Source organism: Nocardioides sp. (assembly GCF_004803405.1).
Classification (GTDB): Bacteria; Actinomycetota; Actinomycetes; order Propionibacteriales; family Nocardioidaceae; genus Nocardioides; species Nocardioides vastitatis.
In genome coordinates, this window is record NZ_SSXI01000120.1 from 1 (window position 1) to 814 (window position 814).

General features: G+C 69.0%; 1 protein-coding gene. It reads left to right on the plus strand.

Going from position 1 to position 814, the window contains the following annotated elements; genetic code table 11:
• The first annotated feature begins 145 nt into the window (after positions 1–145).
• Positions 146–592 (plus strand): transposase, encoded by a 447-nt coding sequence (locus tag E7Z54_RS09220; protein WP_431188802.1) that lies wholly within the window; start codon positions 146–148, stop codon positions 590–592.
• The last annotated feature ends 222 nt before the right edge of the window (positions 593–814 follow it).

The following is an 814-nucleotide window of genomic DNA, read 5'->3' on the forward strand; positions in this document are numbered from 1 at the left end:
CGCACTGCTGCCCGCGGACGTGTGGAGTGACGCGCTGCGGCAGGACGGCGAAGTCCACGAGATCAAGGGCCCGGACGGGGAGAAGGTCACCTACCAGGTCGCCGAGCTGACCGGGGTCCGCGACCTGAGCGGCTGGCCCGAGGGGATGCGGCTGATCGTGCGCCGGGTCAAACCCTCGCGCCGAGACCTGAAGAAGCTGACCGCCTTCGAGAAGCGCACCGGCTGGCGCTACCAGATCATCGCCANCGCTCTCTACCGTGATCATGCCGAGGTCGAGGACCGCGTCAAAGCGATCAAGAGGGTCGGGCTCGGGCTACTGCCCTCCAAGTCCTTCCAGCTCAACGCCGCCTGGATGCTGGCCGCCACCCTCGCCGCCGACCTCGACGCCTGGACGCGACTCCTCCTCCTGCACGACGAACCCGAACTCGCCGCCGCCGAACCGGAGACAATCCGGACGAAGCTCTACCACCTGCCCGCCCGCCTCACCACCCACGCCCGCCGGCGCACCCTGCACCTCGACCGCACCTGGCCCTGGGCGTCCGCGTTCGCCACCGCCTGGCGGCACGCAACCGACCTCCCGGCCGACACCTGACGGCCGGCCCCGCCCCAACGACACCGGAGAGGAGAGAACCCGCAGCACCCTCGGGCCCGTGGAACCCGACGCCCGCAGCGTCACGCGACGGCCCATCCTCGAACGGCAGGGGATATTACGGGCAAGTCGCCGAGCCGACCGGCGTCACACCGCCAGTGAAGAATCGAGGTCGATCCTTTCACGAAATCGAGTCTCCATTCGATACGGGGCGGTTCACTTCTT